Source organism: Microbacterium sp. 22303, from assembly GCF_052045265.1.
GTDB lineage: Bacteria > Actinomycetota > Actinomycetes > Actinomycetales > Microbacteriaceae > Microbacterium.
Genome location: NZ_JBQEOQ010000002.1, coordinates 386,871 through 408,682, shown reverse-complemented (window position 1 = coordinate 408,682; position 21,812 = coordinate 386,871). Strand labels below are relative to the sequence as shown.

15 protein-coding genes are annotated in these 21,812 nt (G+C 69.4%); 5 read left to right on the top strand and 10 right to left on the bottom strand.

The features are described 5' to 3' along the window. Window positions 1-40: 40 nt before the first annotated feature. The 6 genes from ACTJI8_RS07605 to ACTJI8_RS07580 form a co-directional block, all read right to left on the bottom strand. A complete protein-coding gene (locus ACTJI8_RS07605) occupies window positions 41-2,992 on the bottom strand; it encodes a glycosyl hydrolase (protein WP_440732812.1) in 2,952 nt (983 codons plus the stop codon). A 163-nt stretch (window positions 2,993-3,155) separates the two neighbouring features. After that, on the bottom strand, window positions 3,156-4,109 hold the full coding sequence (locus ACTJI8_RS07600) for a glycoside hydrolase family 113 (RefSeq protein ID WP_440732811.1): 954 nt from the start codon (window positions 4,107-4,109) through the stop codon (window positions 3,156-3,158). After that, a complete protein-coding gene (locus tag ACTJI8_RS07595; protein ID WP_440732810.1) occupies window positions 4,106-6,688 on the bottom strand; it encodes a glycoside hydrolase family 2 protein in 2,583 nt (860 codons plus the stop codon). The genes ACTJI8_RS07600 and ACTJI8_RS07595 overlap by 4 nt, the downstream gene beginning before the upstream one ends. Continuing rightward, window positions 6,685-7,566, bottom strand: a complete 882-nt coding sequence (locus tag ACTJI8_RS07590) for a carbohydrate ABC transporter permease (RefSeq protein WP_440732809.1) — start codon at window positions 7,564-7,566, stop codon at window positions 6,685-6,687. The genes ACTJI8_RS07595 and ACTJI8_RS07590 overlap by 4 nt, the downstream gene beginning before the upstream one ends. After that, the gene (locus ACTJI8_RS07585; protein ID WP_440732808.1) at window positions 7,563-8,531 is read right to left on the bottom strand and encodes a carbohydrate ABC transporter permease; all 969 of its coding nucleotides are present in this window, start codon (window positions 8,529-8,531) and stop codon (window positions 7,563-7,565) included. Before ACTJI8_RS07585 ends, ACTJI8_RS07590 begins: the two co-directional genes overlap by 4 nt. Window positions 8,532-8,562: 31 nt before the next feature. After that, window positions 8,563-9,873 (bottom strand): ABC transporter substrate-binding protein, encoded by a 1,311-nt coding sequence (locus ACTJI8_RS07580; protein ID WP_440732807.1) that lies wholly within the window; start codon window positions 9,871-9,873, stop codon window positions 8,563-8,565. Between the two features lie 331 nt (window positions 9,874-10,204). Here ACTJI8_RS07580 and ACTJI8_RS07575 point away from each other — a divergent pair, with 331 nt between their 5' ends. Then, complete coding sequence (locus tag ACTJI8_RS07575; protein WP_440732806.1) at window positions 10,205-11,275, top strand: LacI family DNA-binding transcriptional regulator; 1,071 nt, start codon at window positions 10,205-10,207, stop codon at window positions 11,273-11,275. Then, a complete protein-coding gene (locus ACTJI8_RS07570) occupies window positions 11,265-13,430 on the top strand; it encodes an alpha-galactosidase (protein WP_440732805.1) in 2,166 nt (721 codons plus the stop codon). The genes ACTJI8_RS07575 and ACTJI8_RS07570 overlap by 11 nt, the downstream gene beginning before the upstream one ends. 152 nt (window positions 13,431-13,582) lie before the next feature. On the opposite strand, the gene ACTJI8_RS07565 is transcribed toward ACTJI8_RS07570, so the two are convergent. The 4 genes from ACTJI8_RS07565 to ACTJI8_RS07550 form a co-directional block, all read right to left on the bottom strand. Then, on the bottom strand, window positions 13,583-14,620 hold the full coding sequence (locus tag ACTJI8_RS07565) for a LacI family DNA-binding transcriptional regulator (protein ID WP_440732804.1): 1,038 nt from the start codon (window positions 14,618-14,620) through the stop codon (window positions 13,583-13,585). A 91-nt stretch (window positions 14,621-14,711) separates the two neighbouring features. Further along, window positions 14,712-15,827, bottom strand: coding sequence for a cellulase family glycosylhydrolase (locus ACTJI8_RS07560; protein WP_440732803.1), 1,116 nt, complete (start codon window positions 15,825-15,827; stop codon window positions 14,712-14,714). 253 nt (window positions 15,828-16,080) lie between these two features. Further along, window positions 16,081-17,055, bottom strand: coding sequence for an acetylxylan esterase (locus ACTJI8_RS07555; protein ID WP_440732802.1), 975 nt, complete (start codon window positions 17,053-17,055; stop codon window positions 16,081-16,083). A 166-nt stretch (window positions 17,056-17,221) separates the two neighbouring features. Further along, a complete protein-coding gene (locus tag ACTJI8_RS07550) occupies window positions 17,222-19,339 on the bottom strand; it encodes a carbohydrate-binding module family 20 domain-containing protein (RefSeq protein ID WP_440732801.1) in 2,118 nt (705 codons plus the stop codon). A gap of 238 nt (window positions 19,340-19,577) precedes the next feature. On the opposite strand from ACTJI8_RS07550, the gene ACTJI8_RS07545 reads away from it, so the two are divergent. The 3 genes from ACTJI8_RS07545 (at window position 19,578) to argG (ending at window position 21,767) form a co-directional block, all read left to right on the top strand. Continuing rightward, window positions 19,578-19,808, top strand: coding sequence for an AbrB/MazE/SpoVT family DNA-binding domain-containing protein (locus ACTJI8_RS07545; protein WP_440732800.1), 231 nt, complete (start codon window positions 19,578-19,580; stop codon window positions 19,806-19,808). Further along, window positions 19,792-20,208 carry a PIN domain-containing protein gene (locus ACTJI8_RS07540; RefSeq protein ID WP_440732799.1) on the top strand — a complete coding sequence of 139 codons (417 nt, stop codon included), beginning with the start codon at window positions 19,792-19,794 and terminating at the stop codon, window positions 20,206-20,208. The genes ACTJI8_RS07545 and ACTJI8_RS07540 overlap by 17 nt, the downstream gene beginning before the upstream one ends. A 110-nt stretch (window positions 20,209-20,318) precedes the next feature. Beyond that, entirely contained in the window at window positions 20,319-21,767 is a 1,449-nt protein-coding gene (gene argG / locus ACTJI8_RS07535; RefSeq protein WP_440732798.1) for an argininosuccinate synthase, read from the top strand. The last annotated feature ends 45 nt before the right edge of the window (window positions 21,768-21,812 follow it).

Below are 21,812 nucleotides of genomic sequence, written 5' to 3'. Positions count from 1 at the left end.
CAGCACGGCGATCGGGAACCGAACGCGGATCCGGATCCGGTCAGCGGACGCCGACGGAGGCGATCTCGGTGGTGCCCTGGTTGACGAACAGGTTGATCCCGCGCACCTGTCCGAGCAGCGCCTTGCAGTCCGGGGTCATCGTGGTCAGGTCGATCACGATCGCGTCGGATCCGGTGTGCGATCCGGCGCTGGCCCAGGCGGTCTGCGCCGTCTCGCACCACGTCCAGTCCGGGCCGAGCTGCAAAGCGGCCTTCATGCCGACGCCGGACGTTGCGGGCACATCGACCACGAGCTTCGTGCGGGACGAGAAGTCCTGCCCGCCCGGACCGCTCACCCAGTCGCCGCCCGAGGCCGCGGTCACGACCAGGTGCCCGCCCGCCGCCGTGGCGGTGCCGCCGTTGGTCTGCCAGTCGGGTATCGTCCAGCCCTTAGCCCCCGTGCTGAAGTCGACCACCGGGGTCGGCCGGTTCGCACGCACGATCGCGTCCGTCTTCTGCAGCCAGCGGGCGAGCTCGGCGCGGGACACCCTGCCGTTGACGTCGAAGGACTTCTTCGCGGTCGACTCGACCACCTTCGCCGACACCGCCCAGGCCACGGCGGCCGCGGAGGCGGCGGGCACGTCTTTGAACATCGGCCCGCCCGGCACGACCGGCGAGCCGGCACGCAGCCAGAGCGCGGTGGTCAGCGCCAGCCTCCGGGCCGAGGCCGGAGCCGCGAGGCCCGTGCGTCCCGCCAGCTTGTCGTAGGTGGTGAAGACCGCGACGGCCTCGTCATCCTTGACCGACTTGGTCGGGTGGAAGGATCCGTTCTTGTCACCCAGGTCGATGACGGAGTCGTGCAGCCACTGGATCGCGGCGTAGTCGGCGTCGTCACGGGGGACGTCGCGGTAGGTGGTGGGCGGCGGGGTGCCGACCACGGCGCGCAGGCCGTCGAACACGATCGATCCGCTGGTCGCCCCGCCGCTCACGGCGTTCACGTACACGTTGAACTGGGTGACCTTGGCGAGGTTGTCCGGGGTGAGCCGGGCCGCGGCATGCGCGGTGTCCCAGGGGGCAGGGCGCCAGTCGGCGAACGGGATGTCGACGAGGGAGGCCGTCGCGCCAGCGAGCGAGGGGTAGGCCTCGAACGTGATCCCGTTCGCCACGATCTGCAGCACGAGCTTGTTGCTCGATCCGTCCGGGTGCACCCAGGCCTGGAAGTCCCAGAAGTTCGACCAGTCACCACTCAGCTGCTTGCCGAAACCGGTGTAGCTCTGCGAGGCGAACGAGTAGTCGAGCTTCAGAGCCTTGGATCCGTCGCCGACAGCGGTCGCCGGGGACTGCGCGAGCGAGATCGTATTCGCGTTGTACTGCACGTACGCGCTGCGCAGCGCGGCGTCGTCGCCGTAGCCCTCGAAGTCGTCGACCTCGCCGGGCGCCATCACCGGCGCAGCTCCCACGACCACACTCGACGGCGTGGTCAGGACCTCGGTGCCGCCCGCGTAGACGTGCAGGGTGAGGCCGCGCGTGGCATTGGTGCGCAGCGCCGCAGGCACCGTCCAGGTGCCGGTCCACCACAGGGATCCGGCGGCCGGGGCGGTGAGGTCGATGACCTGGTTCGTGCCGTCCACGGTCACGGTGACCTTGTCGACGCCGGTCGCGTGCTGCACGGAGGCGCGGATCTCCTGAGTGGCGCCCGCGACACGGGATCCATCGGCGGGGCTCGCCAGGTGCGCGGTCGGCTGGGTCGGCGCCGCAGCGACCGTGCGGGTGAAGACATCGGCCGGCAAGTCGTGCGCGAACAGCGTGTACGGGTCGTTGAAGAAGGCCTGGAAGTCGGGCAGCATCTCGCCGCTCGTCGGGATGTACGGCGTGGCCGTGCCGCCGAAGTCGGCCCAGGTCAGCATGTACGCCGCGCGCGACGCGCGCGGATCCGCGGTGATCGCGTTCAGCACGTCCGTGTACCAGTGCAGGTTCTTGTTGCTGCCGTCGGCCTGCACGCCGCCGGTGATGCCGAATTCGGTGAAGGCGCTGATCTTGCCCCGCGCGTCGGCGAGGTCGGCGATCATGCCGAGGTCGCTGACCAGGCCGCTGAGGAAAGTCGAGTCCGCCGCCGCGTCGTAGGTGTCGTAGCCGAGCACGTCGACGAAGTCGTCACCGGGGTAGGTGCGCAGGTACTGGTCGGCGCTGCCGCCGAACCCGCCACCGGGCGAGAACGCGTAGAGCAGGCTGTGCACGCCCTTGAGGTCGCGCAGGTACTCGACCGTGTAGCGGTACAGCTCTGCGTACTCGCCGGGCGAGCCGAACGCGGCACCCCACCAGAACCAGGATCCGGCGTTCTCATGCCAGGGACGGAAGACGATCGGGATCTGGTGCCCGTTCGCGTCGGTCGCGTGGGTCGCGGCGACGGCGATGAGGTCGAGGAACGCGTTCAGGTCCGCGTTGTGCGCCCCGCCCGGCAGCACGGAGCGCAGCGTGTCGCCGGAGGTGTCGTAGAAGTCGCCGCCGGTGGCGAAGTTGGGCATGTGCGCGCTGAGCGTGGCGATGCCGCCCAGGTCATGCGCCTGACGGATCGAGTTGGCCAACGTCAGCGCGTTCTGCTCCTCGGTGGCGTTCGGATCCCCGGGCTTCTCCTTGCCCTCGATGATGAGGGTGTCGAAGCCGAACACGGCGGGGTAGTCGCCGGTCGCCGCCTTCACATCGCTGGAGGTGCCATCGGGACTGGCGAAGGTGGTGCCGTAGTCGGTGTCGTGCTGGTGGCCGAACAGGATCCCGGATCCGCGCACATCGCGCAGGTACGAGAACAGGCTGCGGGTCTCTGCGGTGGCGTCGCCGTCGACGAGGTCGGCCGCGGCGGTGGTCGCCGCGGCCTTCGGTGCGGCGGGCGCGGCGGCAGGCGCGGACGTCGCCGCCGCGGCAGTGGGAATGAGCAGCCCGGCGAGCACGAGCGTCGCGGTGGTCAGCGCCAGGGGGCGTGCGAGCGCGCGGAACGCGGTGCGTGTGGTGCGACTCATCGTCGAGTCTCCTTCATGATTCGGTGGGTGGGGCGGGTTCGGAGATGAATTTCGCTTGGTTTGCGCTGTCGAAACCTGGCCACGCTGCACCGTTATCAGCAGCGGCTACGGGAAATGACCGCGCAAACACGTCGAGAGCCAGGTTTCTGGGCCCGGCGTCGGATCAGCCGGTCTTCGCGAGATACGTCTCGCGGAGGAACTCGCCGGCGGGCTTGCCATAGGGGCAGTAGTCGTCGTTCGTCGCCGCATCCGCGAGGGGATAGAGCGTGGGTGGCCAGTCCCACAGCATGAAGCCGCGCATCCACGGGCGGCGGTCGCACGCCGCGAACATCGCCTCGTAGTAGCGCAGCTGTTCGGCGCCCGACGGCGCCCCGGGCAGGTTCCAGTCGTTCGGCTTGTCCGGAGACCCCTCGCGGGACGGGCAGCCGGCCTCCATGAAGAAGAACGGTTTACCCGACGCCTGCCCGACGGCTTCGATGCGGTCGAGCTCGGCGTCCCAGCAGTCGATCGGGTAGTAGCCGCTGGACGTGATCACGTCCACGGCGTCCCACCACGTGACGTGGTCCTCCTGGTACTTGTCGCAGTTGTACGCGACGACACCCGAGTAGACCTCGCGCACCGCGGCCACCAGCGCCCGCCACTCGGCCTCACGGCTGTCGGCGCGCACCATCTCGCAGCCGATGCAGAGCATCTCGCAGCCCTCGGCCTCGGCGATCCGGGCAGCGTGCAGGATGAACTCGGTGTACGCGGCGAACCATTCGCCCCAGCTCGGCTCGCCGGGCACGTCCCAGTCGAAGAAGCCGATGTACGCACGCCAGGTGCCGTCGCTGACGTTCACGACGGGCTTCAGGCACACCTTCAGCCCGTGCCGCTTCGCCTCGCGGATCGCCCAGACGATCTCGTCCTCGGTGACCGTGGGCGCCAGGTCCCACGGCATGGTCAGCGACTGCGCGGTGGCCTGTTCGACCGCGTACGCGATCGCCGTCCAGTTCACGCCGTGCTCGGCCATGGCCTGCATCGATTCGGCCGCCTCGGGCGTGGCCCAGGTGCCGCGCACGCCGGTCCAGCCCCAGGTCATCCCCGCCACGTAGGGGTCCATGATGTCGGTCGCGCTCATCGGGCGACCAGCTCGTTCGCCGTGCGGATCACCCGCGGCGAGCGCAGCAGCGACTCGTCCAGGGGCGACGTGTGCCGCACGGTGAAGACCGTGCTCTCGCCGGGGAGCAGGGTCACCAGGCCCTGCTCGGTGACGGCGTCCGGGTCGATCTTGTCGACGAGGAGCGTGAGGTCGCGCACGAGCGTCGAGGCCGTGAGCCGCACCTCGGTGCCCTCGGCGACGGGCGTCGCGTCGATCGTGAGCTCGGCCGCCGGCAGCGCGGAGTCCCGGGGCTCGGCGAAGTACCAGAACCCGCGCCCGACAGGCACGGCGCCGTTCGTCTCGCTGCGCTCGCTCAGGGAGCGGTCGCGCACGTCCGCGACCAACAGCTCGGCGGCCGCATCGCCCGCCGTCGCGACCGACGCATCGATCGCGACCGACAGGGATCCGCGGGCCGGCACCGAGACGGACACGGTCTGCACGGCGAGCTCGGATCCGTCGAAGCCGAGGCGGCGCACCGCCAGCGATCCCGACCAGTCCGACCCGGTGTCGTTGCCGAGCACGGCGACGAGCCCGTCGTCTCGCGGCTGGATCGTGACGACCCGCGGCGCGAACGCGGCTTTCAGGGCGAACCAGAGCGGCTTGAGCCGCTCGTCGCCGTCGATCGCGGCCCACGAGGTGACCGGCCAGCAGTCGTTAAGCTGCCAGACCACCGCACCCATGGTGTAAGGCGCGAGCGAGCGGAAGTGGTCCAGCGCGAACCGCACGGCGTGCGCCTGGTTCAGCTGCATGGCCCAGTGCCAGGTCTCCATGTCGGCCGGCACGCGGAAGTGCGGCAGCAGGCCGTTGGTCAGCTTGACGTTGCCCTCCATCGCCTTCTGGTGCACGACCATGCCTGGCGACTCCGGGGTGAGCGGGCTGTCCGAGACCGAACGCACGAGCGTCGACCAGGCCGGCGGCCCCTGCCAGCCGAACTCGGCGACGAAGCGCGGAAGGTGCTCGCGGTAGGTCGGGTAGTCGCGGCGGTTCCACTGCTCCCACAGGTGCATGGTGCCGTGCGGCTCGGCGTTCGGGTGCGGCGTCGTGCCGTCCGCCTGCGCCGGGCTGAACGGGCTGCCCGGGCTGTACGGCACGTGCGGCGCCAGTTCCGCCACGAGAGCGGGGAACAGCTCGTGGTAGTAGTAGGCGCCCCAGGTCGCGCCGTCCAGGTAGCTCTTCCAGCCCCAGTCCTCGTGGCCCCACAGGTTCTCGTTGTTGCCCGTGAGCAGCACGAGCGAGGCGTGGTCCGCGAGGCGCACGATGTTCTCCCGTGCCTCGGCCTCGATCTCGCCGCGCAGTGGCTCCTCCTCCGGGTACGCCGCGCACGCGAACAGGAAGTCCTGCCAGGTGAGCAGGCCGAGCTCGTCGCACAGCGCGTAGAAGTCGTCGGACTCGTAGATTCCGCCGCCCCAGACCCGGATCAGGTTGAGGTTCGCGGCGAGTGCCTGCTGCAGGCGCCGCTCGTACCGGGCGCGGTCCACGCGCACCGGCAGGGCGTCGTCCGGGATCCAGTTCACACCCTTCACGAAGACCGGCTGTCCGTTCACGACGAGGGTGAAGGGGGTGCCGTCGGCGTCGGGCGCCGTGTCCCACTCCACGGTGCGGAAGCCGACGCGGCGCACGACCGCGTCGAGGTCGCCGCGCACGTGCGGCGGCTCCTCGCGGATCGACACGTGCACGTCGTACAGGGGCTGGTCGCCGTAGCCGGCCGGCCACCAGCGCTCCAGACCCGCCGCCTCGACAGCGAGCACGGCGGTGTCGGATCCGGCTGGGAGCAGCACCTCGCCGCGGGATCCGCCCAGGGTCGCGGTCAGGACGAACGAGCTCGCCGCGTCCTCCGATGCGCGCTCGACGCGCACCACGGCCTCCGCCCGGCCGCCGCCGACGGTCGGCGTGGCCGCGATGCGCACCTCGGCGAGGCGCGCCACCGACCAGGACTCCACGCGCACCGGGCGCCAGATCCCGCTCGTGTACGTGGCGATGCCCCAGTCCCAGCCGAAGTTCGCGGCCGACTTGCGGATCGCCTCGTACGGCAGCGGGTACGGCCGCGGCCGCGCGCCGAGCTCCAGGCTCTGCGCGTTCGCGTACCGGATCGGCGAGCGGAAGGCGACCTCGAGCACGTTCTCACCCTCGACGAGCGCCGCCCTGGCGTCGACGCGGTACGAGCGGTGCTGGTTCGCCGCCTCCAGCACGATGGTGCCGTTCAGGCGCACCGTGGCGACCGTGTCGAGCCCGTCGAAGACCAGGTCGTGCCGCTCGTGCCCGCCCGCGGTCCAGTCGAAGCGGGTCTCGTAGGTCCAGTCCACGAGGCCGATCCAGGCCAGCAGCGCCTCGTTGTCGTCCAGGTAGGGATCCGGGATCAGCCCCCCGGCGAGAAGATCGGTGTGCACGCAGCCAGGTACGGTCGCGTCGACGGATCCGTCGCTCAGGGCGTCGCGGAGGTGCTCCGGCACGGGGCCGGCGGCGGCGCGCATCCGCCAGCCATCGTGCAGCTCGCGGGTGTGCGCGCGCAGCGGTCCGGTCTCCACGATCGCGCCGGCGAGAACGGGGGTCAGGGTCATTTCACGGCTCCCGCCATCAGGCCTCGGTAGATCCATTTCTGCAGCAGCAGGAAGGCGATCAGGGACGGGATGATCACGAGCAGGGTGCCCGCCGAGATCACCTCCCACTGGGTGTTCGTCGCGCTCTTGAAGTTGTAGAGCGTCGTCGACACCATGCCTTCGCTGGGCAGATAGAGGAACGGTGTGTAGAACTCGTTGTAGATGCCGATGCCCTTGATGATGACCACCGTGGCGATCGCAGGCTTGAGCAGCGGCAGGATGATCCGCCAATAGATCGTCCACCGGTTCGCACCGTCGAGCATCGCCGCCTCGTCGAGCGACTCCGGGATCGACTGCATGAACTGGATGAACAGGTAGATCGCGATGATGTCGGTGCCCGTGAACATCAGGATCAGAGCGCCCTTGGTGTCGTACAGGCCCAGCCCGTTGATGAGCTGGAACGTCGCGACCTGGCTGGTCACGGACGGCACCAGCGTGGCGATCATGAACAGCGCGGTGACCAGGCCCTTGCCGCGGAACCGGAACCGGTCCAGTGCGTAAGCGGCCATGGATCCGATGAAGATCGTGCCGACGAGCGAGACCGACAGCACGATCGCCGTGTTCACGAAGCCCTCGAGCATGTCGCCCTTGACGAAGGCGGTGACGAAGTTGCCGAGGTTGAACCAGTTCTGCGGCGGGGTGAGCGCGCTCGTGCGGTGATACTCGCTGCTGCCCTTGAAGCTCGCGAACAGGATCGCGACCATCGGCAGCAGGGTGCAGAACGCGGCGAGCAGCAGGCTCACGTACTTGGCAGTCTTCGCGCTGGCTCCGCGGAAGCGGATCCAGGCGAGGCTGGGCGTGCGGCGCCCGTCCGCACGGCGGGGTGCGAGAGCGCTCATGCGAGGTCCACCTTCTCGTCGGGGAAGAGCTTTCTTTGGATCCAGGTGACCAGCAGCACGATCAGAAGGAGGATGACCGCCATCGCGGAGGCGAGGCCGACGTGCGTGTACACGAACGCCGTCTGCACGGTCTTGATGACGAAGGTCGTGGTGCCGTTCGCGCCGCCGGTCATGATGAACGGCGTCTCGAAGGCGGCCAGGGATCCGGAGATGCCGAGGATGAGGCTCAGCCCCACCACCCGCCGGATGCCGGGGAAGATGATGGCCCAGAACTGCTGCCACTTGCTCGCTCCGTCCAAGTCCGCCGCCTCGAACAGCTCGGCCGGGATGGACTGGATCGCGCCGAGGAAGAGCACGAAGTTGAGGCCCGTGTAGCGCCAGACGGAGGTGCTGGCGAGCGACCAGTTCGCGATCGACGGATCGCCCAGCCACTGCGGCGGGTGAGTGACGCCGAACCAGCTGAACACGATGTCGAGCGAGCCGCCCTGCTGGAACACGTACTGGAACATGAACGCGATCGCGACGCCGTTGATGAGGTACGGGAAGAACAGCACGCCGCGGAACAGGTTCGAGAACCGGGTGGAGAAGCTGAGGATCGAGGCGAAGTACAGGGCCAGCGCCATCTGCACGAACGTCGCGAGGAAGTAGTAGACGCTCACCAGGAAGACCCGGAAGATGTCGGGGTTCGTGAACACCTGGACGTAGTTGTCCAGGCCGATGAAGGTCTTGTTCTGGTCGAACCCGTCCCAGCTGGTGAAGCTGTAGTAGATCAGGTTCACCGCCGGCCAGTAAGTCAGCAGCAGGAGCAGGCCGAGCGCGGCGGCCAGGAAGAACCACGGGGTGAGCGGGGTCAGGATCCGCCGACGCCCCGTGGGCTCCGGGCGCCGCACGAATGCGCGACGCCCGGAGACGGCAGGGATGGCGGAGGTGCTCGCCGGCGCGGTGCTCGGGGTCGAGATCGCCATGAGATGTCCTCCGGGTGTGGATCGGGTCGGGTTAGTTGACCAGCTGTTTCACGGCCGCGTCCCATTTGGAGTTCAGCTCGGCGAAGTAGCCGTCCTTGGTTCCGTCGGCCGCCCCACGGGCGATGTCGACGAGCTTCTGGCGGTAGACCTGGCCGTAGAGGTCGATCTGGGCCTGGTTGGCGACATCGCTAAGCAGGCTCTCCTTGCCCTTGGGCGCGGCGGCCGGCTCGATGAGCTTCACGCCCGCGTCCGAGAGACCGGTGAGGTTCGCCGGGAGCGGCGAGTCCTTCAGGGTGGACACCATGCCCTGGCTCTTCGTGTAGTCGCTCTTCTCGGTGAACCAGGTGATCCACGCCTGGGCGGCCGCCTTCGCGGTGGAGTGCTTGCTGATGCCGTAGGCGTAGTCGCCGGCGTTCGTCGCGTACTGCACGCCCTTGACGTTGGCGGGGAATGCCATGTAGCCGATGTCGTCGGCCGAGGCGCCGGCCTTGACCGCGGCGGCCTGCATCTGCGAGATCGCCCAGGAGCCGAGCACCATGGCGCCGATCTTGCCGGTGCCGAGCTGGGTCTTGGATCCCTCCCAGTCGGTCGAGAGCGGATCCGGCTCGGTGAGCTTCTGGTTGACCGAGTCGAACAGCAGCGAGTCGATTGCGTAGATGTCGGTGCCCTCCTTCCACGGAGTCGGGTTCTCGGCCATGTCGATCGCCGCGTTCACATTGTTCGTGATGGCGCCCAGGTTGCCCATACCCTGCGAGAGCGGCCAGCCGTCCTTGTAGTTCGTGTAGAGCGGGATGGCGTCGGTCTTACTCTTGATCAGCTTGAGGTCGTCGAGCCACTCGGTCTCGGTGGTGGGGAGCTTGGTGATGCCCGCCTTCTCCCAGACCTTCTTGTTGTAGACGATGCCGTTCGCGTTGCCGCCGGACACGATCCCGTACTGGGTGCCGTTGTACGAGGCCTGCGAGGTGTAGCGGTACTTGCCGGAGAAGTCGGCGGTCTTGCCGAGCGGCTCGAAGAACTGCGCCAGCTGGCTCGGCTTCACCGCAGCGGGGATGGCGAGCACATCGCCGTACTTGGTGCCGTTCAGGCGGGTCTTGATCGCGTTCTCGTAGTCGTTGACGCCCTCGAACTTGACGGTCACGTCGGGGTAGGCCTTGTTGAACTCGGCCGCGTACTTCTTGAACGTGCCGTCCGAGACGAGGTCGGTGCGCTGGGTGAGGACGGTGATCGTGCCCGTGGGCTTGCCGTCGATCGAGTTGCCCGCGCTGCCGCTGGACGAGCAGCCGCTGAGCGCGATCGCGGCGACGGCGACGGTCGCGGCGAGGGCGAATGCCTTCTTTGCCATGGTGACTCCTGTCGGGTTCTTCCTTGAACGAGTGGTTCGTCGTTGAAACGGGGGTTTCGGGGGCCCTGCTGTGTGGTCCCGTAAGATTAAGCGCATAATCTCCGGAAGCGCAAGCCCATGTCAACGCTGTCTTGGCGCCGCTGCTCTGCGATCGAATCGTTTAAACTCGCTTCTGATCAGGGATTCACCAGCTCTGATCGGTCCCCGGAGCATTCCGAATCTTCTACAGATGTCCTTCGATAGACACCGGAGGGCGCTGTTGCTAGGCTCGCCGATCAACCCCGCTCCGCCCCCGTACCCGACCGCGATTCCCCCGCCATGAAGGAGCCCGATGGCAATTCAGACCCGAGCCACGCTCGACGACGTCGCGCGCCTCGCAGGGGTGAGCGCCAAGACCGTCTCCCGGGTCTACGCGAACCGCGACCTGGTGTCGCCCGAGACCGTCGAGCGGGTGCTGAGCGCCGCCGAGCGCCTGCGCTTCCGGCCCAACACGCTGGCGCGCAATCTGCGCCGAGGCGGATCGACGCACACGATCGCGTTCGTCATGGGCGAGCTGGGCAACCCGTTCTACTACCGGGTCGCCGCGGGCATCGAGCAGGAGATCGCGCCGCACGGCTACGCCCTCGTCGTCGCCACGACGGACGACACCGCCGACGGCGAGGAGCGCGTGGCCGACGCCCTGCTCGCGCAGCGCGTGGACGCGCTGCTGATCGTCCCGGTCGCGGACGACCAGTCGCACCTCGAGGGCGAGCGGCACCTGGGCACCCCGGTCATCGCGATCGACCGCCCCGCGCGCAACCTCGTCGCTGACTCGATCGTGCTGGAGAACCACCGCGGCGCCTACGAGGCCACCGCGCACCTGCTCGCCCGCGGGCATCGCCGCATCGCGTACGCCTGCAACCCGGCCGCCGTCTACACGCAGGCAGAGCGGCTGCGCGGCTACCGCGGGGCGATGGCCGCCGCCGGCATCGCCGACACGGCCCGCTGGGAGCGCCTCGTCGACGATCGCGAGGCGGATGCCGAGGCCATCGTCGCGTCCCTGCTGGAGCTCGACGACCCGCCCACGGCGATCCTGACCGGCAACAACCGGATGACGATCGGCGCGCTGCGGGCGCTGCGGGGGCGCGCGGAGCCGCCGCCCGCACTCATCGGCTTCGACGACTTCGACACCGCCGACGTGCTGGGCGTCAGCGTCGTCGCCTACGACCCGGTCGAGCTCGGCAGGCGCTCGGCCCGGCTCGCGCTCGAGCGGATCGGCGCCCCCACAAGCTTCACGCAGCAAGAGCGACTGCCCACCTGGCTCATCGAGCGCGGCACCGGCGAACGACCGCCGCCGGCGCCCGCTCACAGCGACCCGTCCGCTGACCCCGATCCTCCGCAGGAGAGCCCGCATGACCGCTGACCTCATCGTCCTGGAAGCGCACGGCGCCTCCGTCGTCGTCGACCCCGCAGGACCGGGACTGCCCGCGGTGCTGCACTGGGGTGCGCCGCTCGGCGCGGACCTCGCCGGTGACTCGGCGGCGCTGCGCGCGGCGTTGAACCGGCAGACGCCGCCGGCCACGCTCGACACCGCCTGGGAGGCGACGATCTCCCCGCAGGAGGCGGAGGGATGGTCCGGCCGGCCGGGCCTGCAACTGCGCCTCGACGGCGTGCAGCTGCGTCCGCGGTGGCGGGTCGAGACGTCCGCGGCCGTCCCGGGGGCGGATGGATCCGGAGTCACTGCTCCCAGCGTTTTCGAGACGACCGCCGTGGACGACGCGATCGGATTGCGGCTGACCGTGCGGATCGGGATCGAGGCGGGTGGCGTCGTGCGCGTCGGGCAGGTGCTGCGGCATGAGGGTCCTGCCGGGCGCATCGAGGTGGACTGGCTGGAGAGCATCCTCCCCGTGCCCACGACTGCCGATCACCTGCTCTCCTTCGACGGTCGCTGGACGCGCGAGAAGCGTCCGGTCGTCACCGCGATGCCCGCCGGATCCGTCGTCCGGCAGTCCCGGCGCGGACGCCCGGGCCACGACTCGCCGACGCTGTTCGCCGCCTCGGTCGGCGCACCGCGGTTCGACGACGGGTCGGTCTGGGTCGCGCATGTGGCGTGGTCCACCGATGTCACCTACCGGGTCGACCGGATCACCGACGCCGTCACCCAGCTGGGTGGCGGCGAGCTGCTGCGTCCGGGCGAAGTCGTGCTCGAGCCCGGGCAGGACCTCGTCGCACCCGACGTGCTGTTCACATATTCCGCGGATGGCATGGACGGGGTGGCGGCCGCCTTCCACACCTGGCTCCGCGCGCGTCCCGGCCATCCCGCCACGGCGCGGCCGTTCGTGCTGAACACCTGGGAGGCCGTCTACTTCGACCACGACCCGGCCCGCGTCACAGCCCTCGCCGAGCGGGCGGCCGCCGTCGGCGTGGAGCGGTTCGTGCTCGACGACGGCTGGTTCGCCGGACGCCGCGACGACACCACGAGCCTCGGCGACTGGGTGGTCGATCGCACCGTATGGCCCGAGGGACTGACGCCGCTCGCGGCGCGCGTGCACGAGCTCGGCATGCAGTTCGGGCTGTGGTTCGAGCCCGAGATGGTGAGTCTCGAGTCCGACCTGGCACGCAGCCACCCGGACTGGCTGCTGCACGATCCGCGGCACCTGCAGCACGACCCTCGGCTGTCCTGGCGGACCCAGTTCGCGCTCGATCTCGCCAACCCGGGTGCCTACGCGCACGTGCTCGGGCAGATCTCCGCGCTCGTCGACGAGCTGGGCATCGACTTCGTCAAGTGGGACCACAACCGCGACCTCGTGGAGAGCGTGCACGACGGCCAGCCCGGCGTGCACACGCAGACCCTCGCGCTGTACCGTCTGCTCGACGAGCTGCGCGCCCGGCACCCGCTCCTCGAGATCGAGTCATGCTCCTCGGGCGGCGCGCGTACGGATCTCGGGATCCTGCAGCGCACCGACCGGGTCTGGGGGAGCGACTCGAACGACCCCGTGGAGCGGCAGGACATCCAGCGCTGGACCGGGCTGCTGCTGCCGCCTGAGCTCGTCGGCGCGCACGTCGGCCCCGCCGAGTCGCACAGCTCGGGCCGGGTCACGCCGCTGTCGTACCGGATGGCGACGAGCCTGATGGGATCCGCCGGGCTGGAGTGGAACATCCTCGACTGCTCTGAGGAGGAGACCGAGGCGATCGCCGCGTTCGGTCGGCTCTACAAAGAGCTGCGGCCGATCGTGCACACCGGAACCACGCTGCACCCCGTCGTGCGCGACGCCGCGTGGCGGATCACCGGGTTCATCACCCCCGACCGTGGCGCCGCCGTCGTCGTGGTCGCCACGGTCGCGAGCCTCGAGGATGCACGCGCGGAACGGCTCCGCATCCCCGGCCTGGATCGCCGACGGCACTACCGCGTGCGGGTGCGCCGCGAGATCGGCGACGCGGCGTACGGGTGGATCGCCCCGCCGTGGTTCACCTCCGGCGAGGTCCAGCTCCCTGGGGCGGCATTGTCCGAGATCGGCCTGCAGCTGCCCACGCTGTGGCCGGTGCAGGCATTCGTGCTGCACCTCGAGGCGGTCTGACCGGGGCGTCGTCGCCTGGCGATCCGATCCGCCGGGTCAGGTCAGTCCGAGAGGCGGCAGGCCTGGGTGCGCCACTGCCGAGGCCCCGGCACGCAGACCCGGAAAGAAAGCCCGTCGTCCGACCAGAGGACAACGGCCGAGGCCGGCGCCGGTCACGCCGGCGCCGGCCCCGTCGACCCGCGGAGCACGAGCGTGGGCGTCGAGTCGAGGAAGGCGCCCGATGCGCCCTCGTCCATGACCTGGAACAGCCGCCGCGCCACGTGCGCGCCGTACCCGACGACATCGTGGCTCAGCGCGGTGAGCGCGGGGGCCGTGTACCGGCACACTACGGAATCGTCCCAGGCGATGACCGAGGCGTCGTCCGGCACGCGCAGCCCGGCCGCGGAGAACTCCCCGAGGCTGGCGATCGCCATGATGTCGTTGTCGTAGACGAAGGCCGTCGGACGATCCGGCTCCGTGAGCGCGAGACGGGTCGCGGCGGCGCCGCGCTCAGGCGAGTAGTCGGTCTGCAGCACGATACCGCGGCAGGAGTGCTGGCCCACCGCGGCGAGGAAGGCCTCGTCTCGGATCCTCGAGTGCGCGAGCTCGGGAGTGCCGCCGATGCGCGCGATGCGACGGTGGCCGAGGGCGGCGAGCGCCTCCACGGCCTCGCGCATCGCCGCGGCATCGTCTGTCCACACGGCGGGTAGAGATCCGACATATGCCGGGTCGCCGACGGCGATGCTCGCCAGCGGCGCCCCCTTCTCCAGCTCGGCGATGCGCGGATCCTCGGTGCGGATGTCGACGAGGATCACGCCGTCGATCCGGCGCGCCCGGCGCCATTGCCGCAGCGCCCGCAGCTCGGCATCGAGATCCGGGACCACCTGCAGCAGCAGCCCGTAGTCACGCGACGAGAGTTCGCTCTCGATCCCTGTGAGGAACTGCATATAGAAGGATTCGACGCCGAGGTTGCCCGGGTCTCGGGCGAGCGCGAGGCCGATCGTGTGCGTCTTGGCTCCTGCGAGCGCGCGGGCGGCGCTCGTGGGCGCCCAGCCCAGGTCATCGGCGATCGCCAGGATGCGGGAGCGCGTCGCCTCCGACACCCCCTTGCGTCCGTTCAGCGCGAAGGAGACCGCCGCGGAGGAGACACCCGCGCGCGCGGCGATGTCATCGACCGTGACCGCGCGCTTCGCCTGCTTCCCGATACCCACCTCTGCAGGCTACCTGCCATGAGATGGGGGCGGCGCAGAACGACCCGGCCGGCCGCCCCGGCCGTGACCGTTCACATCGCTCCCTACGGCGTCAGTGATCGGCTGCACCGCCGTGCACGACGCAGGACGCGCTGTTCTCCCAGCCCCAGCCGTCGCCATCCGGATCCGACGACGCGCTCGTGCAGTACCGGTAACCGTTCGGGGCGGTGGAGGATCCCGATCCCGAGGTCGTGTAGACCGTGGCGAGCTGCGGCGCACGCGCCGTGAGACCGTCGGCGCCGTTGAGGAAGCGCTGCCCCCACGATGTCAGTGAGCCCGGGTTGAAGCCGTTGACGAGATCGAGCGGCACGTCCTCGCCGCTGTTGCCCGACCACGACCAGGCCAGCATGCCGATGCCCTGGCTCCGCGTGTACGACAGGATCGTGCTCGCGTCGGGCACGCCGGATGCGTGGTAGTTCGCGAATTCGCCGACGAGGAGCGGAAGCCCGCGGCTCGTGAAGGAATCGATGTAGCTCTTCACGGCGCTCGCCGTGCTGAAGATGCCGTACATGTGCACGCTGAACACCGTGTTGCCGTCGACCGCGGCCACGGCGGCGGCGTTGTCGCGCATCGTGAAGGTCCAGTCCTGGCCCCAATTGGGTGCGTCCACGATGAGTGTGTGCGTGAGGCCGGCGGCGCGCAGGGTCTGGACCGCCGAGATCGTCGCGCTCTTCCAGTTCGCGTACCCGCTGTTGCCGAACGGCTCGTTGCCGATGTTGATCATCACGTACTTCTCCTGGCCGACCAGCGTCGACCTCAGGCTCACCCAGAACTGCGCGGCCTGCGCAAGCGTGTATGCCGAGGAGTCCTCGCCATAACCGGTGGTGTCGTGATCCTCGAGGATGCAGACGAGCTTGTTGGCCTTGCATCGTGCGATGGCGTCGGCCACCATCGCCGCAGACGAGGTGCCGTACCGGCCGCCGCTCAGCACGACCCGGATGGTGTTAGCCCCGGCCGCCCGCGCATCGGCGAACGCCCCGGTCTGGGTCGGGTACCACTGCAGCGGGTGGTTGATCCCTTGCGGCACGAACAGGCTGCCGTTCGCGTCGTAGATCCTGCCGCCCGAGACCGAGAACCCGTTGGACGACGCCTGCGCCGCCACCGGGGCGATCAGCGTGAGCGCCAGCGCGAGAACGAGGCCGAGCAGGCCTCCGAGAAGTCTCCTCATCGAGATCTCCTTCTGCGGGTCGCCCCGCATCGAGATCGACGGGACGCCATCATCACCCCGCAGGGGCCGGATCCGCTCTGCTGCGGTCCGCCGTCGATTAATTACGCGCATAAGTTACGCGCTGACGACGATAGCGGATCCGCCCCCTGTGCAACAGCGCCGCACGTCGCCCGGCAGGCTTCGCGAGCCGCTCCTTCGCATCCGGAATCGCCGCGCGGCGACGCACGGCGGACGATCGGACTCCCGGAGTGGATCAGCCCGCCGCGAGCCGCGCCCCGAGCCACGCGGCCTGGCGCTGCCAGTGCACGCCCTGACCGCCCTCGTGCTCGTTGAACGCGTATTCGACCACGTCGACCACAGCGCCGTAGTGGTTGGCGGCGGCGTAGACGGTCGACGGGGGACAGATCGGATCCATGAGCCCCACCGAGAACAGCGCCGGCGCCGTCGCGCGCTTGGCGAGGTTGACGCCGTCGAAGTAAGACAGCGTGCGGAACACCCGTTCGTCGGCGCCCCGATGCACCGACAGATACCGCACGACCTCGTTGTAAGGGTCTCGATCGGTCAGGCCCACGGCGCGTGCGAAATGGCAGAGGAACGGCACGTCCGGCATGACCCCGACCAGTCCTCGGCTGAGCCCGGCCGCCGCGATCGCGATGCCCCCGCCCTGGCTGCCGCCCACCACCGCCACACGATCCGCATCGACCACGTCGAGCGCGCGCACGGCGTCGATGAGCAGTGCCGCGTCCGTGAACACCCTCCGGTAGTAGTAGGCCTCCGGATCCTCGATCCCGCGGGTCATGAAGCCAGGCGCGGACGGCCCCGTGCCGTGCGGGTCGGGCGTGACGCCCTCGGTCCCCCAGACGCTGCCCTGGCCCCGCGTGTCCATGAAGGCCCAGGCGTAGCCCGACGCCGCCCACGGCAGACGCTCGTGCGGCAGACCCCGGCCTCCCCCGTAGCCGTTGTACTCGACCACGGTCGGCAATGGCCCGCTGACTCCCGCTGGCACGACGAACCACCCGTGCACCTCGTCGCCGGCGAACCCACTGAAGCGCAGGTCGTAGACGTCGAAGACGGTCAGCGGACTCTCGATCCTCGTGAGGATGGGGGGCTTCGCGATGGCGCGAGACGCCTCGAGCGTGCGTTGCCAGAACTCGTCGAAATCGGCCGGCTCCGCCACGTCCGGGCAGTAGGTGCGAAGCTCTTCAGGGGGCAGGTCGAAGCGAGGCATGGCGTCCTTCCGAGGGTGCTTCGCGGTGCGGCTCCGTCGAGATTACACGGATAAGCGCCGACGTTGAGCGGAGGCGCCCGTTCGTGCTGGTCGCAGGGAACCGGCCCGCCCTCCCAGGCGGGGAGACGGGCCGGTGACTCGGGCCGGACCTCGAGCGGTCAGAGCCTCAGCGCCACGTGTCGTCGAGCGTCAGCGATCCGCCGGAGCCGGTGGTCACGCTGCGGTTCGGGTCGCTCTCCCAGGTGACGTTGCCCGCCGCATCCTTGCGGATGTACTTGTACTCGATCGTCGTCGAGCCGGGCAGCGTCACCGTCCCCGTGTACGTGCCGTCGCCGACAGCCGCGAGCGGGATCGCGGCGTCCGGACTCCAGTTGCCGAGGGCGGGGGATCCGCCGACGATGTACGCCGTCTGGCCGGGGTCGAGAGTCGCATGCAGGGTCACCGAGGCGTCCACCGTCGCCCCGGCATTCCAGCCGTCGTTGAACGCGAGAGCGCCGTCCGCGGGCACGGTCGCGGTGCGGTTCGATCGCGATTCCCACTCCACGGTGCCGTCCGCCGACACCTTCGCGTACTTGTACTCGAAGGAGGTGCCCGAGGGGATTGCGGCCGAGGCGCGCCACACCGGGTATGCGGCGGACGAGAGCGCGAGGCCCTTCGCCGGATCCCAGGCGCCGAGCGCCGGATCGCTGCCCACCACGACGAGCCTCTGCCCGGCGTCGACCGAGGCGTACGCCGTGAACGCGACCGCCGCGACGGGAGCCGCCGTGGGCTTGCTGACGCGGGCGTCCTTGGAGATCACGAGGGCCGACAGCCCTGCCACGGTCGTCGCGAGGGATCCGTCGGCCGCCACCGTCACGGACGGACCGGTGCAGTGGTTGCCCACCACGTGTCCGGTGACGAGGTTGCAATAGCTGCCGGCGGCGAGACCCGTGTCGAAGGTGCGGGTGAGGGATCCGCTCTCCTTGTTCACGACGACGTAGCCCGCCCCCTCTCGCGCGAAGGCGATCGCATCGGATCCGTCGCTCCACCAGCGGGTCACGGACGTGCCCGATGTGGTGTTGCGGAACCCGACCATGCCCACAGTGGCGTCGGCGCGATCCTGGCACAGCCAGCCGCCCACGCCCGACGTCGCCGCGTTGCAGGCGACCGGAAGCACGGTGCCGCCGGCGTCGGAGATGGGGCCCGCGTCGGTGCTCGTGAAGTGGTAGCTCGACAGCACGAGCGGATGCCCGTACGGCCAGGCGAGCTCGAACACCGTGGCGAGATCGTTCAGCGCGCCGTCCTTGTAGGTGACCGAACCTCCCGAGGTGTCGCGCTCGGTGTCATGACTGTCGGTGTAGACGACCGACGCGTCGGAGGCGCTGAACCCCCAGGCCTCGCCGAACATGTTCAGCCAGGACAGGGATCCGGTCTTGAAGACCCGGGAGATCTGCGTGCCGTAGCGATCCTCGATCACGCTGCCGACGGGCAGGTACTCGCTCTTCTGGATGGGGCCGCCGTCGAGCACCTCCTGGTAGATGTACGCCGGGCGATCGAGCCTCGCCGTGATGGCCTGCAGGTCGGCAGCGGGGATGTGCTTGGCTGCGTCGAAGCGGAAGCCGTCGACGCCCAGGGTCAGCAGGGAATTCAGGTAGCCGGCGAGCGTCGCCTGCACGTGCTCAGTCTCTGTCGCGAGGTCCGAGAGTCCGAGCAGCTCGCAGTTCTGGATCTCCCATCGGTCGTTCCAGTTCGCGATCCAGTCGTTGCCGTTGCGACCGCAGTGGTGGAAGTCGCCGTTCGAGTACAGACCGGGGTAGTCGTACTTGCCGAACGTGGAGCCGTCGCTGCCGACGCCGCCGGTCTGCTGGCCGCTCATGTGGTTGAGCACCGCGTCCACATACACCCGCACACCCGCACGGTGGCACGCGTCGACCATCTGCGCGAACTCCTTGGGCGTGCCGTAGCGGCTCTGCAGCGAGTAGGAGACCGGCTGATACGCCTGCCACCACGGGTAGCCCTGGTCCTTCAACTCGACGTGCGCCTGCGGCGGCGAGACCTGCACTGCGCCGTAGCCGGCCGGGCCGAGCACGTGCCTGCACTCGTCGGCGACCGACTTCCACGGCCACTGGAAGAGATGCGCCGTGACGTCCTTCGTCGCGGCGGCGGCCGGATCCGCAGCGGGTGCCGGAGCCTTCGTCGCGACCGTCGGCGTCGCGGCCAAGGCGGACGGGGCGACCAGCACAGCGGATGCGATCAGCGCGGCGGCCGCGAGCGCCGTCGCGATTCTGCGGGGGAAGAGTGTCATCGTCGACTCCTTGCCGCGCGGCGGGCGCGCGCGATCGTGCCCGAAAGTAGCAGGGCGCCCGCTCATTGTGCAAGCGTTTCCAGAGAATCTGCGCTTTTCCTCGCAACACCGAAGCATGCTGTTTGCGTTGTGGCTCAAGAAGCATTGCAAACGTTTCCAACGGTCGGATCATGAGCCGCCCCCGGCACGATCTGGCCGCCATCTCTCAGGTCGACCATTCCAATGGTATTCTGATGGCATGAAGGCGACCATGGACAAGGCAGGGCGGATCGTCATCCCTGCGACGATCCGCGAGCGCCTCGGGATGGTGCCAGGGCCGGTGGACCTGATCATCGACGGAGACGGGATCCGGATCGAGATCGAGACGCATGACAGCGTCACCGAGAAGGATGGTCGACTGGTCATCACCGGCGGGCCCGTGCTGACCGCCGACGACATCCGCGAGCTTCGCCTTGCCGACCAGCGCTGACCTCCTCCTCGACACGAGCGCGGCGCTCGCGGTTCTCCGAGATGCAAGTCCGTCGCACGATGTGGCCTTCGAGCTCACACAGGGGTTGACGCTGGGCCTCGCAGGCCATGCGCAGTTCGAGACTTACTCCGTTCTGACGCGGCTCCCCGGAGACAATCGACTCAGCGCTGCCTACGCCGCGCAGGTCATCGCCCGCGAGTTTCCCGTGTCGGCCGCGCTCTCGCCGGGCGTCGCACGCGATGCCGTGACCACGTTGAGCCAGGCGGGTATCGCCGGCGGCGCGATCTACGACGGCCTTGTCGGACTCGCTGCAAAGGCCGCCGGTGTCCCGCTGCTCTCCTGTGACCGTCGCGCCATCGGAACCTACGCGGCTCTCGGCGTAGACGTGCGCCTGATCTGAGCGACTTCGCATCCGCCCGGTCCTGCGTCACTCGCGCACCCCTGCCCGTCGCCCCGCCCGGGTGGGCCTCCCCCGAAATGCACCCCCTGCCCGCCGATAGACTGGATCCCATGTCCAAGGTCCTCCAGTCCCTGCCCGTCGGCGAGCGCGTCGGCATCGCCTTCTCGGGAGGGCTCGACACCTCCGTGGCCGTCGCGTGGATGCGCGACAAGGGTGCTGTGCCGTACACGTACACCGGCGATCTGGGCCAGCCCGACGAGGACGACATCGCCTCGATCCCCGGGCGTGCATTGGAGTACGGCGCCGAGGACTCGCGCCTGATCGACTGCAAGACCGCGCTCGTCGAAGAGGGCTTCGTCGCCCTGGCCTGCGGCGCATTCCACATCCGCTCCGGCGGCAAGACCTACTTCAACACGACGCCGATCGGCCGCGCCGTCACCGGCACGCTGCTCGTACGCGCGATGAAGGAGGACGGCGTCGACATCTGGGGCGACGGCTCCACCTACAAGGGCAACGACATCGAGCGGTTCTACCGCTACGGCCTGCTGGCCAACCCGCGCCTGCGCATCTACAAGCCCTGGCTCGACGCCGACTTCGTGACCGAGCTCGGCGGACGCCAGGAGATGAGCGAGTGGCTCGTCGCGCACGGCTTCCCCTACCGCGACTCCGCCGAGAAGGCGTACTCGACCGACGCCAACATCTGGGGCGCCACGCACGAGGCGAAGACCCTCGAGCACCTCGACGTGTCGCTCGAGACCGTCGACCCGATCATGGGCGTGAGGTACTGGGATCCCTCCGTCGCGATCGAGACCGAGGATGTCACGGTGACCTTCGCCGGCGGCCGCCCCGTCGCGCTCAACGGCGTCGAGTTCACGGATCCGGTGGAGCTCGTCTTCGAGGCGAACCGCATCGGAGGACGGCACGGCCTGGGCATGAGCGACCAGATCGAGAACCGGATCATCGAGGCGAAGTCGCGCGGCATCTACGAGGCCCCCGGCATGGCGCTCCTCTTCATCGCCTACGAGCGCCTCGTCAACGGCATCCTGAACGAGGACACCCTCGCGACGTACCACGAGCAGGGCCGCCGCCTCGGGCGCCTGATGTACGAGGGTCGCTGGCTCGAGCCGCAGTCGCTCATGCTGCGCGAATCGATCCAGCGCTGGGTCGGATCCACGATCTCCGGCACCGTCACGATCCGCCTGCGCCGCGGCGACGACTGGACGATCCTCGACACCGTTTCCCCGAACCTGTCCTACGGCCCCGAGAAGCTGTCGATGGAGCGCGTCGGCGACGCCGCGTTCGGCCCGGTCGACCGGATCGGCCAGCTCACGATGCGCAACCTCGACATCGCCGACTCGCGCGCACGCCTCGAGCAGTACGCGGGTCTCGGTCTCGTCGGCGGTGCGACGGGCGAGCTCGTCGGCCGCGTGACGGCCGGCGAGGCCTCCGAGATCGCGGCTTCGGTCGAGGGAACGACCCTCGCCGACACCGAGGAGGCGCTGGCCGATGCGGTGGATGCAGCCAGCGAGGGTGCCGCATTCGACTCCGGCACGGACTGAGGCCTCCCGGGCTCCATAAGCCCTCGGCGGATCCGCCCGATCAAG

Excerpts from the sequence above, each read along its gene's own strand:
- ACTJI8_RS07605 (WP_440732812.1), bottom strand. The coding sequence starts at position 2,992 with ATGAGTCGCACCACACGCACCGCGTTCCGCGCGCTCGCACGCCCCCTG.
- ACTJI8_RS07600 (WP_440732811.1), bottom strand. The coding sequence starts at position 4,109 with ATGAGCGCGACCGACATCATGGACCCCTACGTGGCGGGGATGACCTGG.
- ACTJI8_RS07595 (WP_440732810.1), bottom strand. The coding sequence starts at position 6,688 with ATGACCCTGACCCCCGTTCTCGCCGGCGCGATCGTGGAGACCGGACCG.
- ACTJI8_RS07590 (WP_440732809.1), bottom strand. The coding sequence starts at position 7,566 with ATGAGCGCTCTCGCACCCCGCCGTGCGGACGGGCGCCGCACGCCCAGC.
- ACTJI8_RS07585 (WP_440732808.1), bottom strand. The coding sequence starts at position 8,531 with ATGGCGATCTCGACCCCGAGCACCGCGCCGGCGAGCACCTCCGCCATC.
- ACTJI8_RS07580 (WP_440732807.1), bottom strand. The coding sequence starts at position 9,873 with ATGGCAAAGAAGGCATTCGCCCTCGCCGCGACCGTCGCCGTCGCCGCG.
- ACTJI8_RS07575 (WP_440732806.1), top strand. The coding sequence starts at position 10,205 with ATGGCAATTCAGACCCGAGCCACGCTCGACGACGTCGCGCGCCTCGCA.
- ACTJI8_RS07570 (WP_440732805.1), top strand. The coding sequence starts at position 11,265 with ATGACCGCTGACCTCATCGTCCTGGAAGCGCACGGCGCCTCCGTCGTC.
- ACTJI8_RS07560 (WP_440732803.1), bottom strand. The coding sequence starts at position 15,827 with ATGAGGAGACTTCTCGGAGGCCTGCTCGGCCTCGTTCTCGCGCTGGCG.
- ACTJI8_RS07555 (WP_440732802.1), bottom strand. The coding sequence starts at position 17,055 with ATGCCTCGCTTCGACCTGCCCCCTGAAGAGCTTCGCACCTACTGCCCG.
- ACTJI8_RS07550 (WP_440732801.1), bottom strand. The coding sequence starts at position 19,339 with ATGACACTCTTCCCCCGCAGAATCGCGACGGCGCTCGCGGCCGCCGCG.
- ACTJI8_RS07545 (WP_440732800.1), top strand. The coding sequence starts at position 19,578 with ATGAAGGCGACCATGGACAAGGCAGGGCGGATCGTCATCCCTGCGACG.
- argG (WP_440732798.1), top strand. The coding sequence starts at position 20,319 with ATGTCCAAGGTCCTCCAGTCCCTGCCCGTCGGCGAGCGCGTCGGCATC.